Source organism: Ruegeria sp. CI8 (genome assembly GCF_056536865.1).
This window is the reverse complement of record NZ_JBQFQL010000002.1, coordinates 181,784-199,677: the sequence shown is the minus strand read 5'-3', so window position 1 is coordinate 199,677 and position 17,894 is coordinate 181,784. Positions and strand designations below refer to the sequence as shown.

Annotated in this window: 17 protein-coding genes; 9 read left to right on the top strand and 8 right to left on the bottom strand. The window is 59.3% G+C overall.

All coding sequences use genetic code 11. The features are described from left to right. Nucleotides 1-23: 23 nt before the first annotated feature. Together ACR0DA_RS11595 and ACR0DA_RS11590 are read left to right on the top strand one after the other, a co-directional pair. Complete coding sequence (locus tag ACR0DA_RS11595) at nucleotides 24-425, top strand: group III truncated hemoglobin (RefSeq protein WP_480754097.1); 402 nt, start codon at nucleotides 24-26, stop codon at nucleotides 423-425. A 115-nt stretch (nucleotides 426-540) separates the two neighbouring features. After that, nucleotides 541-1,479: a DMT family transporter gene (locus tag ACR0DA_RS11590; protein WP_170340936.1), complete on the top strand. Its 939-nt coding sequence runs from the start codon at nucleotides 541-543 to the stop codon at nucleotides 1,477-1,479. A 22-nt stretch (nucleotides 1,480-1,501) separates the two neighbouring features. Here ACR0DA_RS11590 and ACR0DA_RS11585 read toward each other — a convergent pair whose 3' ends face one another. Together ACR0DA_RS11585 and ACR0DA_RS11580 are read right to left on the bottom strand one after the other, a co-directional pair. Then, the gene (locus ACR0DA_RS11585) at nucleotides 1,502-2,230 is read right to left on the bottom strand and encodes an NYN domain-containing protein (RefSeq protein WP_480754095.1); all 729 of its coding nucleotides are present in this window, start codon (nucleotides 2,228-2,230) and stop codon (nucleotides 1,502-1,504) included. 89 nt (nucleotides 2,231-2,319) lie between these two features. Then, on the bottom strand, nucleotides 2,320-3,432 hold the full coding sequence (locus tag ACR0DA_RS11580) for an S-(hydroxymethyl)glutathione dehydrogenase/class III alcohol dehydrogenase (protein ID WP_170364051.1): 1,113 nt from the start codon (nucleotides 3,430-3,432) through the stop codon (nucleotides 2,320-2,322). A 130-nt stretch (nucleotides 3,433-3,562) separates the two neighbouring features. Here ACR0DA_RS11580 and ACR0DA_RS11575 point away from each other — a divergent pair, with 130 nt between their 5' ends. Together ACR0DA_RS11575 and ACR0DA_RS11570 are read left to right on the top strand one after the other, a co-directional pair. After that, nucleotides 3,563-3,850: an I78 family peptidase inhibitor gene (locus ACR0DA_RS11575; RefSeq protein ID WP_170341819.1), complete on the top strand. Its 288-nt coding sequence runs from the start codon at nucleotides 3,563-3,565 to the stop codon at nucleotides 3,848-3,850. A 66-nt stretch (nucleotides 3,851-3,916) separates the two neighbouring features. Beyond that, entirely contained in the window at nucleotides 3,917-5,569 is a 1,653-nt protein-coding gene (locus ACR0DA_RS11570) for a Y-family DNA polymerase (protein ID WP_480754093.1), read from the top strand. Between the two features lie 3 nt (nucleotides 5,570-5,572). Here the strand turns inward: ACR0DA_RS11570 and ACR0DA_RS11565 are convergent, their stop codons facing one another. After that, nucleotides 5,573-6,298, bottom strand: a complete 726-nt coding sequence (locus ACR0DA_RS11565; protein ID WP_480754091.1) for an SDR family NAD(P)-dependent oxidoreductase — start codon at nucleotides 6,296-6,298, stop codon at nucleotides 5,573-5,575. 238 nt (nucleotides 6,299-6,536) lie between these two features. Between ACR0DA_RS11565 and ACR0DA_RS11560 the strand changes: the two genes are divergently transcribed. Genes ACR0DA_RS11560 through ACR0DA_RS11540 form a run of 5 tightly spaced genes read left to right on the top strand, consistent with a single transcriptional unit; the run spans nucleotide 6,537 to nucleotide 10,725 of the window. Then, on the top strand, nucleotides 6,537-7,871 hold the full coding sequence (locus tag ACR0DA_RS11560; protein ID WP_480754089.1) for an NAD(P)/FAD-dependent oxidoreductase: 1,335 nt from the start codon (nucleotides 6,537-6,539) through the stop codon (nucleotides 7,869-7,871). Continuing rightward, complete coding sequence (locus ACR0DA_RS11555) at nucleotides 7,822-8,358, top strand: hypothetical protein (RefSeq protein ID WP_170440030.1); 537 nt, start codon at nucleotides 7,822-7,824, stop codon at nucleotides 8,356-8,358. The genes ACR0DA_RS11560 and ACR0DA_RS11555 overlap by 50 nt, the downstream gene beginning before the upstream one ends. Continuing rightward, on the top strand, nucleotides 8,358-9,581 hold the full coding sequence (locus tag ACR0DA_RS11550) for an MFS transporter (protein WP_480754087.1): 1,224 nt from the start codon (nucleotides 8,358-8,360) through the stop codon (nucleotides 9,579-9,581). Before ACR0DA_RS11555 ends, ACR0DA_RS11550 begins: the two co-directional genes overlap by 1 nt. Beyond that, complete coding sequence (locus ACR0DA_RS11545) at nucleotides 9,578-10,195, top strand: DUF3833 domain-containing protein (protein WP_170360381.1); 618 nt, start codon at nucleotides 9,578-9,580, stop codon at nucleotides 10,193-10,195. The genes ACR0DA_RS11550 and ACR0DA_RS11545 overlap by 4 nt, the downstream gene beginning before the upstream one ends. Before the next feature lie 8 nt (nucleotides 10,196-10,203). Continuing rightward, nucleotides 10,204-10,725: a DUF3833 family protein gene (locus ACR0DA_RS11540; RefSeq protein ID WP_170364402.1), complete on the top strand. Its 522-nt coding sequence runs from the start codon at nucleotides 10,204-10,206 to the stop codon at nucleotides 10,723-10,725. Between the two features lie 331 nt (nucleotides 10,726-11,056). Here the strand turns inward: ACR0DA_RS11540 and ACR0DA_RS11535 are convergent, their stop codons facing one another. The 5 genes from ACR0DA_RS11535 to ACR0DA_RS11515 all read right to left on the bottom strand — a co-directional run bounded on the left by ACR0DA_RS11535 (nucleotide 11,057) and on the right by ACR0DA_RS11515 (nucleotide 17,561). Next, entirely contained in the window at nucleotides 11,057-12,604 is a 1,548-nt protein-coding gene (locus ACR0DA_RS11535; RefSeq protein WP_480754085.1) for an amidohydrolase family protein, read from the bottom strand. A 280-nt stretch (nucleotides 12,605-12,884) separates the two neighbouring features. Then, the gene (locus tag ACR0DA_RS11530) at nucleotides 12,885-13,742 is read right to left on the bottom strand and encodes a DUF302 domain-containing protein (protein WP_480754083.1); all 858 of its coding nucleotides are present in this window, start codon (nucleotides 13,740-13,742) and stop codon (nucleotides 12,885-12,887) included. 16 nt (nucleotides 13,743-13,758) lie between these two features. Continuing rightward, nucleotides 13,759-14,133 carry a DUF4345 domain-containing protein gene (locus tag ACR0DA_RS11525; protein ID WP_170600920.1) on the bottom strand — a complete coding sequence of 125 codons (375 nt, stop codon included), beginning with the start codon at nucleotides 14,131-14,133 and terminating at the stop codon, nucleotides 13,759-13,761. A gap of 1,465 nt (nucleotides 14,134-15,598) precedes the next feature. Continuing rightward, the gene (locus tag ACR0DA_RS11520) at nucleotides 15,599-17,137 is read right to left on the bottom strand and encodes a ShlB/FhaC/HecB family hemolysin secretion/activation protein (protein ID WP_480754082.1); all 1,539 of its coding nucleotides are present in this window, start codon (nucleotides 17,135-17,137) and stop codon (nucleotides 15,599-15,601) included. Between the two features lie 124 nt (nucleotides 17,138-17,261). Continuing rightward, on the bottom strand, nucleotides 17,262-17,561 hold the full coding sequence (locus ACR0DA_RS11515) for a hypothetical protein (protein WP_170343556.1): 300 nt from the start codon (nucleotides 17,559-17,561) through the stop codon (nucleotides 17,262-17,264). Nucleotides 17,562-17,894: the final 333 nt, after the last annotated feature.

Sequence of the window (17,894 nt, the reverse complement as noted above, 5' to 3'; positions counted from 1 at the left end):
AAGCCCCGACCATGACCCGGCCCGTGCTACCCCCACGTTTTCCCGCCACGCCCGACCAGATCCAAGCGCAGGTCACCGCATTCTACGCCCGCGTCCGGCAGGACGCCCTGCTGGGCCCGATCTTCAACCGCCACGTCACCGACTGGGCCGCGCATGAGGACCGGATCGCCGCCTTCTGGCGCAACGCCATCCTGTACGAGCGCGTCTACAGCGGCAATCCGCAGCGCGTGCATATCGAGCGTCCGGACGTGAAACCCGAAATGTTTGCCCATTGGCTGGACCTGTTCGAAGAGGTCGCCCACGGCACCCTGCCCCCGGAAACGGCCACGCCCTGGGTGGCGCTGGCCCGCCGCATCGGCGCGGGGATGCAGGCCGGTGTCGCGGTCGCCCGCCAACCGGCCGGGGCTCCGCCGATCCTGCGCTGAACGGCCGGCCCCGCAGACATGTTAGCGGTAAAGTTTGGACTATCCGACTCTGCCGATTGGGTTTAATCAGGCCTCAGACACCTGCCAAAGCATCCAATCGCCCGGGACCAGCCAGATGAGCACACAGAACTCGACCCTGCAGGGACTTGGATTTGCCTTTCTCGGGTTTGCCGTCTTTGCCACCCATGACGCGCTGATCAAGACGCTGGGCGGCACCTATTCCGTGCTGCAGATCATCTTTTTCGCCACGCTGTTCTCCTTTGTGCCGATGGCGGTCACGATTCTTGCGGACAAGGCCACTGGAAACTTCCTGCCCCGCCATCCTTGGTTGGTCATGCTGCGCTCGGGGCTGATGGTCACGGGTATGTCCTGTGCGTTCTACGCCTTTTCGGTCCTGCCCCTGGCCGAGGTCTATTCGCTGCTGTTTTCCTTTCCGCTGATCGTCACCGTCCTATCGATCCCGATTCTGGGCGAGGTCGTGCGCGCCCAACGCTGGGCCGCGGTGGGCGTGGGCCTGATCGGAGTGCTGATCGTCCTGCGCCCCGGCGCGACCGAGATCACCCTGGGCCACCTTGCCGCCCTGACGGCCGCGTTCTGCAGCGCCTTCGCATCCGTGCTGGTGCGCAAGATCGGAAACGAGGAACGCTCGGCGGTGCTGATCCTGTATCCGATGCTGCTGGCGATCGCGGTTATGAGCCTTGCGCAACCAGCGGTCTATCAGCCGCCTTCGCTGATCCATCTGGCGATGATGGCTTTGGTCGGCGTGTTCTCGGTGATCGCCCAGCACCTGATCATCCTGGCCTATCGCGCGGCGCCCGCCGGCGTGGTTGCACCCAGCCAGTACAGCCAGATCATCTGGGCCACGATTTTCGGCGCGGTGTTCTTTGGGGAAAAGCCCGACAAATGGGTGGCCGTGGGGGCCGCGATCATCATCGCATCGGGCATCTTCGTCGTCTGGCGCGAAAGCCGGGCGAATGTATCGCCGAACAAGCCGGTTCTGCGCGTCCGCTCGCCGCGCTCTGACACCGGGGCCTCAGCACGGCCGGGATCATAACGCGGCGGAACGGATTAAAGTATTATCTATCTTTTGGCCTGATTTTAAGGCCCCCGTTTGCACTGGCCTCGTCAAACTTGCCTGTCGCGCGCACCAGATCGCTCAACCTTTTGAACCCATAGGTACGTGTGTCGAAATCGGGATAGTTCTTGCTGAGCTGACTCCCAACGCCGCTAAGTGCAGCCCACCCTTCCGGGTCATCCGATTTCAGGACGACATTCCGGATCAACTGATAAGCATGGTTCAGCTCTTGTTTGGCAGACGGCTTCTTGGATTTCTCCGGAGATTCGTTCGCCTGCATCTCCTCCTTTTTGATATTCTCAATGTAGATGAACCGGTTGCAAGCTGCGACAAAGGCTTTGGGCGTTTTGCGTTCGCCGATCCCGAACACGCTCAACCCTTGCTCGCGGATTCGGCTGGCCAACCGCGTAAAATCGCTGTCTGACGACACCAGCACGAAGCCGCCAAATCGGCCAGAATGCAGTATATCCATGGCATCAATCACTAGGGCGATATCCCCGGCGTTCTTGCCGGTGGTATTGGCGAATTGCTGGTGCGGTACGATGGCGTATTCCGCCAGTTTCTCGGCGCTCCAACCCTGCGGCGTGCCACCCGAGAAGTCACCGTAGATCCGGCGCAGACCGGCCTCACCCAATGTGGCAACTTCTTCGAAAATCTCGGCAACATGCTTTGCCGGTACGTTTTCGGCGTCGATCAGAACGGCCAGGCGTTCCGTTGCATCAGTGGTCAATTTAGTCTCTCTATTCAGGTATTTATCAATGCTCTGAAGATAAGAGACAAAAAGGGCGGGTTAAACCCCGCCCTTGCAAATTCCGATTGTCAGTAAACCACCACCGACCGGATGCTTTCGCCCTTGTGCATCAGGTCGAAGCCGGTGTTGATGTCGTCTAGGCCCATGGTGTGGGTGATCATCGGGTCGATCTCGATCTTTCCTTCCATGTACCAGTCGACGATCTTGGGCACGTCCGTGCGCCCACGTGCGCCGCCGAATGCGGTGCCGCGCCACGATCGGCCGGTGACCAGCTGGAACGGACGGGTTGAGATCTCGGCCCCCGCGGGCGCCACGCCGATGATGATGGATTCGCCCCAGCCCTTGTGCGCCGATTCCAGCGCCGCGCGCATCACCTGCACGTTGCCGGTGGCGTCAAAGGTGTAATCCGCGCCGCCCTTGGTCAGGTTCACCAGATAGGGGACAAGATCGCCCTCGACCTCGGACGGGTTGACGAAATCGGTCATGCCGAATTTTTTGGCCATCTCGACCTTGGCGGGGTTCAGGTCAACGCCGACGATCTGATCGGCCCCGGCCAGACGCAGGCCCTGAATCACGTTCAGTCCGATGCCGCCCAAGCCGAACACGATGGCACGGCTGCCGATCTCGACTTTGGCGGTGTTGATCACGGCGCCGATGCCGGTGGTCACGCCACAGCCGATATAGCAGATCTTGTCGAACGGCGCGTCCTCGCGCACCTTGGCCAACGCGATTTCAGGCAGAACCGTGTGGTTCGAAAAGGTCGAGCAGCCCATGTAATGCAGGATCGGATCCCCATCCAGCGTCGAGAAACGCGAGGTGCCGTCGGGCATCAAACCCTTGCCCTGCGTCTCGCGGATCGCCTGGCACAGGTTGGTCTTGGGGTGCAGGCAGTATTCGCACTCGCGACATTCGGGAGTGTAGAGCGGGATCACGTGATCGCCCGGCTTCAGGCTGGTCACGCCCGGGCCGACCTCGACCACGACGCCGGCACCCTCGTGGCCCAGAATGGCCGGAAACAGGCCCTCGGGGTCGGCGCCCGACAGGGTGAATTCGTCGGTATGGCAGATGCCGGTGGCCTTGATCTCGACCAGAACCTCGCCCGCCTTGGGGCCTTCGAGGTTCACGTCCATCACTTCCAAGGGCTTGCCCGCCTGAACGGCGACGGCGGCACGGGTTCGCATGTTGCTTGTCTCCCTGTCTTGTTTGACCCGACCCTGCGTCAAATACAGGGTGTTTTCAACTGCGCTTTCATGGCAGTCTCTGTAAGCTTTTGATATTTCAGAAACGACATTGCCGAAAAGAGGAGCGCCAATGTACCGGTTCATCCCGATCCTGATCGTCCTGGCCGCCTGCGCCGAAACCGACCTGCCCGAACCGGGCTCTGCCGAGGTGGATGCCGCCCCGGTGGATCTGGCCTTCTGCAAGGGCGAACCCTTTGCCCAGTCCGTGGGGCAACCGGTCTCGACCATTCAGGCCAGCCTGCCGGAACGGAGCCGCGTTCTGGGCCCCGATGACATCGCCACGCAGGATTACCGCATCGACCGGCTAAACGTCTATGTGAACGGAGCCGGGGTCATTCAGCGGCTGACCTGCGGATAAGGCGGACTCGACTCGGGGCATGATTCTCAGATAAGAACAAAATGAGAACACTTTGATGTCTGCCCGATGCCCAAACGCCGAATACTCTCGCTGTGGTTCCCCCGTCTGGGGGCCGAACGGCTGATCCGCGCCGCGCGGGGCCTGCATACAGGCCCGCTGGCGGTGGTGGCCGAACAGTCGAACATGCAGGTCATCACCTCGCTGAACACTGATGCACAGGCCGCCGGTCTGCGCGTGGGCCAGCCGGTGCGCGATGCCCATGCCATGTGCGCGGCCCTTGTCACCCGCCCCCGCAACGCCCCGGCCGAGGCTGCTTTTCTGACCGCGCTGCGCCGCTGGGCGGGCAAGTTCAGCCCCTGGGTCGCCGAAGAGGCGCCCGATGGCCTGATCGTCGATCTGTCGGGCTGCGCCCATCTGTTCGGCGGGGAAGAGGCGCTGCTGGACGTGATCGAAACCGACTGCGCCGACATGGGGTTGAGCGTGCAGATGGGCATCGCAGACACGCTGGGCGCGGCCTGGGCGCTGGCGCGTTATGCCGGGCAAGAGGCCACGTCCGACCGCAATGGCGACGCCATTTCCCAAGAGGCCCGCGCCACCCGCGCTCGCGCCGGCAAACGGCGGCACTGGACCAAGGGCGGCGCCGCGCCGCAGGTGATGGCCGTGGGCGGCGGGGCCCGGATTGCGCCGCCGGGGCAGGCCTATGGCGCGCTCAGCCCCCTGCCCATCGCGGCGCTGCGGCTGGACGACCAGACCGTGGCGCAGCTGAACCGGCTGGGCCTCCGGCGGATCGGCGACCTGTTGGGCCAGCCGCGTGCCAGTTTGGCCCGCCGGTTCGGGCGCGGTCTGGTTCTGCGGCTGGATCAGGCGATGGGCAGCGCGCCCGAGCCGGTCTCGCCCGCCCGCCCCCCGCATCACTTTGCGGTGCGGATGACCCTGCCCAACCCGATCGGCCTGACCGAGGATGTGATGGCCGCCATCGACCGGATGCTGCCGACCCTGTGCGCACGGCTGGAAGAAAAGGCGCGCGGGGCGCGGACCCTGCGGCTCGAGGCGCATCGCACCGATCAGGCGGCCGAGATCATCGAGATCGGGCTGGCCCGCCCGAGCCATGACAAACACCGTATTCGCCCTTTGTTAGAGATGAAAATCGACCAGATCGACGCAGGCTATGGCATCGACATGCTGCGCCTTGCGGCGGTGCAGACCGAGCCGGTTCATGCCCGCACCCTGACCGGCCATGCCGAGGCCAGCCGCGCCGTGCGCAACCGGCTGGAAGGGAACACGGCGCTGGACGATCTGATCGGAAAGCTGGGCGCGCGGGTGGGGCTCGAGGCGATCACGCGGCAGCACCCGGCGGCCTCGCACATCCCCGAGAAAACCGCACAGACGCTGGCGGCGGCCTGGTCGGAACCGGCGCGCGACTGGCCCGCCCCGCCGCGCCCGCGCCCCCTGCTGATGTGGCGGCCCGAGCCGGTGATGGCCCCCGACCGTCCCGATGTGCCCGCCAATTTCCGCTGGCGCGGGCGCGACTGGCACCTGGCGCAGGCCACCGGCCCGGAGCGGATCGCCCCGGAATGGTGGCTGGACGACCCCAACTGGCGCAGCGGCGTGCGCGATTACTGGGTGGTGGTGACTGAACAGGGCGAGCGGCTGTGGCTGTTCTACGGCCATGGCGGCACCATGTCGGCGGGCTGGTTCTGCCAAGGGCGCCTTGGTTAGAGTCTATTTTCCACGATAGACCAGAATATCCGGAAGGTAATCGATCAGCCGGATGACCCACGAGAACGGCGCCGGAAAGTCGGTCCGGAAGCGCCGGTGCGCCATTGCGCGCAGTACGCGCTGCGCGGCGTCTTCGGGCTCCATCAGCATCGGCATCTTGAAGCTGTTCTTGTCGGTCAGCCGGGTCTTGATGAACCCCGGATTGACGATGCGCACCGTCACCCCGGTTCCGGCCACGTCATGCCGCATCGTTTCGGCCAACGAGATCAGCGCCGCCTTGCTGGACCCGTACCCGATCGCCGCAGGCAGTCCGTGATAGCCCGCCAGCGACCCGATCAGTGTAATGTCGCCACGCCCTGCCTTCACCATGGCCGGCACGGTTTCCCCCAGAACCCGCAGCGCGCCTGAATAGTTCACGTCGCTGATGGCCAGCGCGGCTTCGGTCTTCCAGTCCTGCGCGCGCATCGGCTCATAGGCCCCGGCGTTGTAGACCAGACCATCGACCGGGCCGATCTCGGCCACGGCGCGGCGCACCTGCGCCAGATCGGTCACGTCCAGCGGCACCGCACGGGCATGAGGCAGCGCGGCGCAGATCTGCTCCAGCCGCTCGGCATTGCGCGCGGACAGCACAAGGTGCGCGCCCTGACCGCTCAAGCCTTCGGCCAGCGCCCGGCCCAGACCTTCGCTGGCACCGATGATCCAGTAGGTTTTTCCGTCAAAACTGCTCATGCCGGGCGGTTCGCATATGCCGAAGCGTGAACAGCCGCGGTCTTGGGTTGGGTTGTCTCGATCATAACACCTTTCATTACGCGGACGGGCTGGTCTCGGATCACCAGCAGCCGCGATTGATGCAATCCTGACGCACTGCCCGCAGATCAGCGGAAACAGGGAAAAACATGGCCCGGATTTGATCCGGTCCGGCCTACCCTGCGTATCCTATTGTAAAATGTCGCATAAAGAGGATGGCATGTTCGACGAAACCCGGGGCGTACGGAAAAAAATCGCAATTGTAGGCGCAGGCATCTCAGGATTATCAGCGGCTTATTACCTGTCAGAGAGCCACGACGTCACCCTGTACGAGGCCGAGCCCCGTCTGGGCGGACATGCGCGCACGGTGATGTCCGGGCGCAACGGCGACCAACCGGTCGATACCGGATTCATCGTCTTCAACTATGCCACCTATCCCTATCTGACCAAGCTGTTCGGTGAGTTGGACGTGCCGGTCATCAAAAGCGAGATGAGCTTTGGCGCCACCATCGACAATGGTCGAATTGAATATGGCCTGAACAACCTGCGCACGATCACCGCGCAGAAGCGCAACCTCGTGCGGCCCTCCTACTACAAGATGATCGCCGACATCCTGCGCTTTGGCAAAGAAGCGCCCGAGGCCGCTCGGGATGATGACACCACGATTGGTGAACTGGTTGACCAGATGCGTCTGGGCCACTGGTTCCGCAACAATTACCTGATGCCGATGTGCGGCGCGATCTGGTCCACGCCGGTAGAGTTCGTTGATCAGTTCCCGGCACGGTCGCTGGTGCAGTTCTTCCGCAACCACGCCTTGCTGTCCAGCAAACGCGGCGCCCAGCACCAGTGGTGGACCGTAAAGGGTGGCAGCATCGAATATGTCCGCCGGATCGAATCCGCTCTGCGCGGCCGGGGTTGCGACATCCGCCTGGGCGCACCGGTCTCGAGCGTCGAACGCGACGCCTTGGGCGTGACCGTTCAGGCGCAGGGGCGCTCGGATCAATATGACGAGATCATCCTGGCCACCCATTCCGACCAGTCGCTGGCCATTCTGGGCCAGAACGCCACCGCCGACGAGGCCGCGGCCCTGGGCGCGATCCGCTATCAGCCGAACCGCGCGGTTCTGCACTGCGACCCCAGCCAGATGCCGCGCCGCCGCGCCTGCTGGTCCAGCTGGACCTACCGCTCGCAGGCGGGCAACGTGGGCGTGACCTACTGGATGAACCGGTTGCAGAACATCCCCGAAAGCGACCCCCTGTTCGTCACCCTGAACCCGTCCTCCGACATCGCGCCCGACAAGATCTATGACGAGGTGGAATTTGCCCATCCGGTGTTCGACAAGGCCGCGCTGAAAGCGCAGGGCCAGATCCGGGAAATGCAGGGCCGCAACCGGACCTGGTTCGCCGGCGCCTACAACCGGCACGGGTTCCACGAAGACGGAATCGCCAGCGCGATGCATGTTGTCGGGCTGTTGAACGGCGATCCGCAAACCATCGGAGCTGAAGATGCGATACCTGATCCAAGCGTCGCTGTCCCGGTTACGGCCAGCCCGTAACGCCGCGATCCTGAGCCTGGTTCTGCTGGCCCCTGCCGGGCTGGCGGCCACGCCCGTCACCAACGTGCTGCCCGATGCCGAGCTGCGTGGCACTGCCACCTTCCGGTTCCTCGGTCTGCCGATCTACGACGCGCAGCTGTTCACCAAAGGCGGCGGCCCGCTCAGCTGGTCGCAGGATTTCGGGCTGAAGCTGACCTATCGGAAATCGCTGAAGCAGAAGGCGCTGATCGAATCCACGCTGGACGAGATGGCCCGGCAGGGCAACAGCGCCCCGATCGAGGCGCAGTTGAAAACCTGCTATCAGGCGGTCGGCGCCGGTGACAGCTATCTGGCCGTCACCAAAGGCCCCGACGCGATCGAGTTCTGGCGCAACGGGCGCAAGACCTGCACCCTCTCCTATCCGGGGATCAAGCGCAGCTTCATGTCGATCTTTCTGGGCAACAACACCCGGTCCGCTGCTTTCACGCGTCAGCTGCGGGGTCAGTGATGCTGTATCCGCGTGTCAGCCTCTATGCGCTGATGCTTGCTGCGGCGGGTATCCCGCTCTACATCCACCTGCCGCGCTTTGCGGCGGTGAACCTCGGGATCGGCCTGGGCGTGATCGGCACAGTTCTGTTGCTGATCCGGCTGGTGGATTTGGTACAAGACCCGCTGATCGGCTGGGCGATTGACCGCTGGCCCGGCGCGCAGATGGGTTTTGCCGTCTTGGCCGCCGGAGGCCTAGCGATCGGTTTTCCGCTGTTGTTCTCACTGCCGCAGGGGGCGAGCGTCGGCGCTCTTGTGGCGATCCTGATCCTGCTGTTTTCCGCCTACAGCCTGGGCACGATCCTGCTTTATGGCCGCAGCGCGACGCTGGCGAAACAGGCCACCCCGCGCGAGTTGATGACCCTCGCCGCCTTTCGTGAGGGCGGGCAATTGGCCGGCGTGGTTCTGGCCGCTAGCGCACCGGCGCTGTTCGTGGCTTTGGGCGCGGGCGCGCAGGGCTATCCGGCCTTCGGGCTGTTTCTGGGCGCGTTGGCGCTGGTCACCATGATGCTGACATTGCCGATCTGGCGGCGCGCGCCCGTCACCGGGCAGGGCCTGTCCTTCGACGGGCTGGGTCAGGCCGGGGCCCTGCGTCTGCTGGCGCTGGCGCTGGTCAACAGCCTGCCGGTTGCGATCACCTCGACCCTGTTCCTGTTCTTCGTCGAGGACCGGCTACAATTGCCGGGCAAGGCCGGGCCGCTGCTGATCCTGTTCTTCCTCAGCGCCGGGGCCACAGTGCCGCTCTGGGCGCGGCTCAGCAACCGGATCGGCCCGAAACAGACTCTGATCATCGCGATGCCACTGGCCATTCTGGGCTTTGTCGGCGCGGCCATGCTGGCGCCCGGCAACCTGGCCGGGTTTGCGGTTATCTGCCTGGCGTCGGGGGCTGCGCTGGGGGCGGACATGGTGGTTCTGCCGGCCATGTTCTCGGTGGTGCTGACACGCGCGGGGCTGAATGCCTCGGCCGCCTTCGGCATCTGGTCTTTCGCCGGCAAACTGGGGCTGGCATTGGCCGCATTCTTCACTCTTCCGCTGCTGGAACGCAGCGGCTTCGTGCCCGGTCAGACGAATTCGGCGCAGGCGTTGGAAACGCTCAGCCTGGCCTATGCCGTGCTGCCCTGCATCCTGAAACTCGGCGCGTTCGGAATGGTCCTGACGCTGCCTACAGAGGTACCCGCAAAATGACATTCCTTCTGATTGCCGCACTGGCCGTATTGGCCCTGATCGCGGTCAAAACCCGCCTTCTCAGCTTTCGTGCGCAATCGCCGTCGGACTATGCCGGAACCGGCCCCGATTTCTCGCTGAAGGACAATCTGAACGGGGAAATCCTGTCCGAAGGCCTCATTTATGGCCCGACCGGCAAGATGTCGAACAGCTTTGTGGCGCGGATGATCGGGGAATGGAACGGCAATTCCGGCACCCTGACCGAGTATTTCACCTATTCGAACGGCAAGCAGATGACCCGCAAATGGTACCTGACCATGGGCACAGGCAACAGCTTTACCGCAACCGCCGACGACATCGTCGGCGAAGGCCGCGGTGTGATCTCGGGCGCGACGGTCAAGCTGACCTATCGCATCGTTCTGCCCGAAGACGCCGGAGGCCACACCCTGGACGTCACCGACTGGATGTACCTGACCGAGAGCGGGGCGATCATGAACCGCTCGGAAATGCGCAAGTTCGGGCTGAAGGTGGCCGAGCTGGTCGCCACGATGCGCCCCGCCCCGCCGGAAAAGACGGCGCATGTGCCCGGCGCAAACGGCCATGACCGGACCGCCGACCCGAGGGCTCTGCAATGACCCGACTCATGAAACGACTGGCCTTCGCGTGCCTGCTGCTAACGGCGGCCTGTGCCTTCAAACCGAAAGTCCCGACCACTTTCCTGTCGGACCGCCAGCTGAACCTCGAAGAGTTCTTTGAGGGCCACACCGTGGCCTATGGGCAGTTCCAGGACGTTCTGGGCAATATCCCGCGGCGGTTCACGGTCGACATCAACGGAACATGGGACGGTCAGACGCTGACCCTGGTCGAAGACTTCGTCTATGACGACGGCGCCACCGAACAGCGCATCTGGACCCTGACCAAAACCGGCGAGGATACCTGGACCGGCACCGCACCCGGCGTTCTAGGCACCGCGTCGGGAACCGAGCGCGGCGACACGTTCAACTGGAAATACCGCATCGACCTGCCGGTGAAAGACGGCACGATGCGCGTCGATTTCGACGACTGGATGTGGCTGCTGGACGATGACCGCCTGCTGAACCGCGCCTATGTCTCGCGCTTTGGCATCCGGCTGGGCGAAGTCGTGCTGTTCTTCGAAAAGAAGTAACCGCGCGGCGCGGCGTCCTGGTCAGTCTTTGGAAAAAGTGGTGAGCCGTGCAGGATTCGAACCTGCGACCCACTGATTAAAAGACTGTTAATGATATCATTGTATCAGTGGCTTAGTAGAAATTTTTCCAGGCTAGCCCAATGCTAAAGTGAGATACCCTGCATGCAACAGCCTCGCCTCAACCCAATATCCGATTCCTCCAACCGCGGTCGTTGAGGCGTGAAAGCGGGCGTTACGCTCGCGCAGGCCGCTTCTGAAGGGCTAGTTTACGTTGCTCAGCCAAAATTTTTAGAAAGGTTCAGATGACCGCTTCGAGCCCAAAGCGGTCACATTATCTTTGAACCTCGCGGCGAATTGCTTGGCCTGAGTTAGCGTCTAAGACGAGGACACCATCATCAACAACTAACGTGCCGTTTACGAGAACGGTTTGTACCCCGACAGCGGATTGGTTCGCGTTTTCGTAGGTGGCTAGGTCCGCCACTGTCTTGGGGTCAAAGACGACAATGTCGGCATCCATTCCAACTTGCAGGCGCCCTTTCTTTCTCATTTGTGGAACGAATTCCTCAAGCGTTTGAGCTGGCATCAAGGACATCTTGCCAATTGCTGCCTCGAGCGACAGCAAACCCCGTTCGCGCACATAAGATCGAAGGATTTTGGTAAACGCTCCAGCCGACCGCGGGTGACTGAATACATTGTCGGGAAGTGGCCAATCACTACCTTCATAGTTCAGAACAGCCCCGCTTTCGCCGAAGTAGGACCAGAATACTGCATCCGACGCAATCATGACTGCTGGGTGGGTAACGGATGCATCCAATAGCGCGAGCGCTTCCGGATCGTTCTCGTCTAGAAAATGCCATGTGACAAAAGTGCCAGGCTCGTTGTTCTGGTAATCGGTGAGCTCCTCTTCTGTCATGCGATCTGCGCCCAATTGAAAGTTCTGAGCCGTTGAGCTCATGCGTTCTCGCCATCCGTCACCTGAGAACATCGCGGCTCCTACAACGGTGTTCGCGGCACCATAAGGATAGGCCTCTACTGTGACCTTAATGCCTTGAGCTTGTGCTCGTTCCACCAAATCAAGGGTGGCGTGGATGTCCTCTAATGATGAACTGTTGATATGACAGATGTGCATGTGTGCGCCTGTAAGCGCAGCGTTCGCAATCAATTCTTTTATTGCCTCAAAAGACCCCTGCGGCTCCAAATTCGATGCGTAACGCACGTGCGTAAACGTGGCCACGCCATAGTCAGCAGCCATATTGGCCAACGCAAAGTACTCTTTTTGTCCGTATCCAGGCGCGTATCCTGCATTAACGCCGATACCCAACGCCCCCTCTTTCAACCCTTGCTCGACTAAGTCCAACAACTCCACCATGTGAAGCGGATCGGCGATTTGTGTTTTCCAATCGTCGAACCTCTGCGCATCTTGAAAATAGGATAGTTCGGCAACAGGCCCTTCACCTGTGAACGCAGCTATTCGGCCAAACGTCCAAGCCGCAGATGCCCCATAGTTCAGTGGTGTCTGCTGCCGTTTCATTTCAGCATACCAATCTGCAATAGGGAGGATACCGGACTCTAACTCCAGAACGGTTGTTACGCCTTGCATCGCCTGCATACGCATGTCGCCCAAATTCATGCCGTGTGCATGCAAATCGATGAACCCTGGCGCTACAACAAGATCAGTTGCATCGATCTCCACCGAACCTGCCATGGCAAACTCAGAAATGGCGGCTATTTCCCCGTCGTTTATTCCTAGATTTCGGATGGCGTCCAAACCTGTCTCAGGATCGATGACCCGACCGTTCGTTATTATTATATCGTAGGCCTGCGCTGAGCAGGTCGTGGCTATAACCACAAGAATTGAAGAAACGAATGTGCGGTACATGACCTGATCCTCCGTGTCCCCAGCGTAAGGCGATGAAGTATCAGATCAATTCAATATTTTTGCCCAGGTCTGTTTTGTCCGCATTGCGGATGTTCGCAACAATTTGGTGAACCTCTGCATCGATTCCAGACCTACAATGCAAAGTTATAGGCATGCTGCACTTGCATCCGGCAACTCGCCGTCCAAAGCGTACATCGTCATTTTGCTCATCGAGCACAAAGCGCACGATGAAAAGATGGCCAATCGGTATCGGGTTTCTATTGCGGTTTCCAAACAGCGGCTACTCAATTGCGGTTTGAAATGTTGAGGTAAGTCGTTTGTTCAAACCGTGATGAGGCTCGGCTGAGGAACCGTAGTGCAACTCTGCCAAGGCAGCGATGTCATTGAAAATGACTACGGAGCCGCCCTCTTCATTCGCATAAACCAGTAGTTTTTGGCAAAAGGCATCCAAACCAATTGCCGGAAAGCCCGTCATTGCCACGCCACCGGGTGCTGGTCCGCCAAACAGTAAGAGTACTGCATCCGGCAGTTCCACCCCCAGGTGGGACGCTTCGGCCGCAAAATCGATTTCCCCAAACCAGACAGTATCGTCCTGCAGTATCACAGTCGCCCTGAGACGTTTCACTGCCTCTGTAACGCTGAGCTGAGATCGCAGTTCGATGATGCCGTAGTTAGTATTCAATCCGTTGGTCGGCGCTGGTGCTGCATCTAAGTCCTTAAGAACTTCGAGCAACTTGCTCTGAAACGAATTCAACGCCTGGGTGTTATTCAGATCATGCCGAACTTTGATAAACTGAGAGTCTGTGTAGACGATCTGCGGGCGACCATCCTGATCGAATGAGAGAACGCGAAAAGGAAGGTCCAGACCTGCTCGTACGTTCTCTTCCAGAATGGGCGTGTTTATCTCTGGATCAGAGAAAATGAGTACACGTGATGCTGGCATTTCTACGCCTTCAGCTTTGGCCAAGCGCGCGTGATCTATTGATGCGATTGGAGTAGCTCCCACTTCGACAACGGCAGTCTCAAGCTCTAAAAAGTTTTTGTCCACCGCAGTCTGGACAGATGACGATTGTGCCAGACAGGATGTCGAAACCGACGCTGTTGTAATCATCGAGAGAACAAAGAAAAACCTCAGCACTTTAAAACTTTCTGTTTCATTGTACTTTTCTCAGGGAAACCGCCGCCAGAGCTGCAAAAGCTATCTCGGCCGCAAGATAAAATAGAAGTAGCCCGTTTGGAACTCCATCGATAAGAATGCTTAGCATGCGTCCAACGGCCAGTCCCGACATAAACAAAAACAGAACCCAAAGCGCAGGGCGATGTAATTCTGGTTTCGAAGCGGCCGCCAACCAAAACAACGCGTTTGCCAGGTAAAGACCCATAATCGCTCGGAACACGTGGGTTTGGTTCGTCCCTTCCACCGGAAATCCCAGCAAAACTGGGATCGAACTGCCGGGCATCAGACCGTAAGATAACGCAATTGGCAGGAGGCCGACGGTAGCAAGCAGAAGGACCAATCTAGAACTCATGGAGGACTCCTTCTCGTAGTGGTTTCGCTTTTTTGCGAAATTCCTAGTCGGTTTTTTGGGGCATCCGATGATCCGAGCCGGATGCCCAAACAGCACTCAGAAAGGTATATTGTACGCCTCATTAACCTTCTGAGACATGACGCCTTCGGTTGATGTCTATTCTTCAACCTAACCTTGGTTGGAAACCAGCTTCCCACTCGGAAGAATTCCTCTAAGGTTTCAAGATGTGCCTTTACCAGACTGGCGCTACTGCTGCTTTCGTTTGACCGAAATAATGCAGCCAGAGTGTTTTGGATGTCGTGCCGGTACATCGCGTGCCATTGCGTCCACGTTTCCGAGGTGACGCAACGCTCCGTTGTTCAGCAACACGCCTCGCCCAGCATCATAACGGCGCTGTCCAAATCCGCTGGCAACGCATTCCCAGTCTTGCTTGGCCGCCTCGTTGCGGAACCTTGGTAGGTCGTGCGGATCATGCCGCCCAGGTGTTGCTGCGACGTGATCGTGTTTCTTCGCATTGCTTTGGTGGGTTAAATGGTGGGTCACTTGTGTTGTGCCAGGTTGCTGGACAGTACCGGTTGTCGGCCTCGGCTTAGGGCGAATGATTGTCACGACGCCTTGTGGTTTCGGATGCCCTGGGACTGCCACGTGAGTTGCCGTAGGTTTTGGTGTCAACTGTGGAACCTGACCAGGAACCGCCGTGGGAACCTGATTGGGGGTTGCGGTTGGGACAAGCGGTGGTGTCGCTGTAGTGCCGCTGGGTTGCGGAACACGGCCGGGCACTGCGACCGGAATCTGGGTTGGTGTTGCAGTCGGGACGAGCGGTGGCACAGCAGTTTGACCGGTGGGCTGAGGTGGGACCTGACCAGGAACTGCGACCGGTATTTGGTTTGGTGTTGCGGTGGGCACAAGTGGCGGCACCGCTGTTGGGCCGGTTGGTTGAGGCGGAACCTGGCCTGGGACAGCTATCGGAACTTGATTGGGAGTCGCAGTCGGAACTTGCGGCGGCACGGCAGTCGGTCCGGTAGCTAACGGCGGAACCTGATTGGGAACGGCTGTCGGAACCCGGTTTGGTGTCGGGTTTGGCACTAATGGCGGAGCTAGTGTCGGCGCTACGATCGGCGTTGGCACCTGACCGGGTACCGCTACTGGTGTCGCGATAGGAACCCGACCGGGAATTGCGTTCGGGACCGCGCCCGGTGCAAGGACCGGCACTGTAACGGACGTGGGCGTTTGCGGCGTTCCTCGAGGTGGCAACTGATTTGCCACCGGCTGCGTTGGGCCGGTTATTTGATTGCCTGGCCCTTGCCCGCCGGTCTGCCCGCATCCTTGGCCGGACTGGTGTGGGTTCCCTACACCTCGGCACCAACCGTATTGGTTTCCGCGGGCAAAGACCTGCGTAGCGGCCAGTCCAGCAATCAAACAAGCTGCGGAAAGTAAAGCAATGCGGTTCCGTTTCATAACATCCTCACCAACTTGTTGTCAGAGCAAGATACGCGCCAGGATCGCCAGAGTCGGTCAAAGGACCGTCCCTCAAAGGAACACCGACATATCCGGACAAGAATAGGTTTTGCTTAAACTCAATGTCCAAACCCAGACCTGTCGATGCCAGTGTAGCACTTTCAACTTCAAAACTCGCAGGGTCATTGTTCGAGATGTACCCCACGTCGATAAAAGCAAAGGGTGTTAAGCGATGTATGCTCTGGGACCTGGGGAAGTAGGAATGAGACACTTCGAAAATCGCGGAGATCCCGGAATCACCATCTACCTCGTCAAAACGATATCCGCGCAAAGCATAACGATCACCAAGGAAGTACTCCTCTACCGAGGGCAGCCGGTCGGTTGTGAACTGGCCCCAGATCTCAGTGCGCCAAGCTGTGTTGGGCGATATGCCCGTAAGCGGGCTTTCGTATCCAATGCCGCCCCGTAGATGCCAGAATGAGGAGTCGCCGTCGTCAAAATTCGCGTCCGTCGTATTATTGTTGCCAAACGATAAGGTTAATCCCGCCTCCAAAGTTTGCCCTTTTGAATAGTTCTGCCCATAGAGATACGTTAGGCCGACGACACCTGCGTCACTGGATAATGGCACGCCGCCACTGACTGAGTCCGCCTCGGAAAGGCGATAATCCAGTAGAAGATATCCATAACGGGCCACATCGCGGATCACGGGGTAGCCCAACGCGACGGTGAAGTTCTCGCCATCAACATCTGTTCTTGCAAACTCCCCCGAGAGGTCACGTTTTGCATTTATGTTTCCGTAGAAAACCTCACCGTACAGACCATCGCTGTTCAGCGGCGTGCGATAGGTAACAGCGCCCCACAAAGAGTGTTCGTCGTCTTTGTCCCAGTTGTAGTTGCCAGACCCCTCAAATCGCAGCAAATCCCCGACGGTCAGCGTCGAATAAAACTCTTGTACAACATAGAAGCTGAGCGCTTCTCCCAGCTCACGCGGGGGGTTGTCGAGTGTCGCACTACCGGCTTGTTTGCGCAGAGGCTCTCCCAATACTCTCAGCCGAGCACCAGCCTGATCCGGGTAATCAAGTTCGGTCGACACGTCCAAGTCGGGTATGTCCTCGGCGAGCATAACTGCCCGCTCAAATTGTTTGAGAGTTATCGGGTATGCGGTGGTGAGTGGGCGAAAGATCTTTTCCAAGGTTTGGAACGTGCGCGTATCTACCCCTTCAATTTCGATGGTTTGAATGCGTCCTTCATCCACAACTATGCTCTGCCCATCGGGTCCAGGCCAGGCCTCAGCCAAGAAGTAACCGTCTTCTCGGTAGATCTGCGTAATCGTTGATGCGACATCCGCCGCTGTGATGCGCCCCGACCGGTCAAAGGCCAACTGACCGGCAAACGTTAACAGCTCATCGGTATCATACACCGTTACGCCACTGACAGAGTGCTGGGATGCGATGTCCCAAGTTTGGGCCATGCTGTATTTTGGGACTGATACAATAGCCAAAAAAGTGCAAATGATCGCAATTACAACCGAGTTGGTTACGGGCATTTTCTACAACCTTAGCATGATTGAGCATGTTAAAACCCAATCCTATTACGAGGTTTGAATGTCTGAGCTTACCGGTACTCAAATTTGATCACGACTGGTGCTTTCGAGATACACAGCGACCAGATTACAGTGCGCCTTCGTCGCCCAGGAACTCGATACCAGCTGTCGCGCCATCACTGTAAGCAATGCAATTCCAAGGAGCACGGTCCTCACCAACACCGACAGTGACTTGTGTTCCAGCTTCGCTAAACGCGGATGAGAGCACAACGACTTGCGAATTGTTCGTTGTTTTGGCTACATCTCGCAAACACGCCTGCTGAGCGGGTGTGAGTTCGGCGGACGCGCTAGACGTACTCGTTTCGTCACATGCCGCAAGCAATGCAAACAAAGTTGTGCCTGCAATCATCACTGTCTTTTTGGTCATTTTCTTCTCCATCAGGGTCCATCGAATCTAGTGAAATTGGATGCTCCTTTTTGAAGCGTCCGCTTCTACTCAGCCAATTGAGCACAGCTCGATCCGGTGCTTACCTATCTCAAAGATTTGTCGCCAACGGATTGGTCGGGGGAACGATATCGAGTTGATTGCCGGGGCCGACAACAACGGAGGTAAAATAAAGTTGTGTCGAATTCGCATGTTTGAATCTAATTTTTAATAAATCAATATTTTTTCCGCGCCTAAATTTCTCTACGCTCTCGTACGATAGGCCTCTGCGTTCAAACAAAAAAGTAACTGGGAGCTACGAGTGTGTTCCCCTGA